This window comes from Pseudomonas sp. 2995-3 (assembly GCF_002742565.1).
GTDB classification, from domain to species: domain Bacteria; phylum Pseudomonadota; class Gammaproteobacteria; order Pseudomonadales; family Pseudomonadaceae; genus Aquipseudomonas; species Aquipseudomonas edaphica.
In genome coordinates this window covers 1-282 of sequence record NZ_LJSB01000301.1, presented here as the reverse complement: position 1 = coordinate 282, position 282 = coordinate 1, and the positions used below count along the sequence as shown (strand labels likewise).

Here is a 282-nt window from a genome sequence, read left to right as displayed (position 1 = left end):
TAGCTGTTGTAAAAGAAGATGTGATGCATTCATTACACCTTCTTCATTGAGCTGTTTCATCGCTTCCTGTATCATTCCATACGTTGATCCCATACCAACAAAAAGCACTTCTGAATTAGCGTCTCCTGAAAGTTTATAAGGCTCTTGAATCATGGCATGTCGAATTTTTTCCAGACGTTTCTTCATCATGTTCGTTCTGTTTTCAGGATCCTCTGAAATATAACCACTTTCATCATGCTCATTGGAACTCGTCGTATGAACCCCACCTTCCATGCCAGGAAG

General features: G+C 40.4%; 1 pseudogene. It reads right to left on the bottom strand.

Going from position 1 to position 282, the window contains the following annotated elements:
• Positions 1 to 282, bottom strand: a pseudogene (locus AOA62_RS25835) (hypothetical protein); the annotation flags it as partial.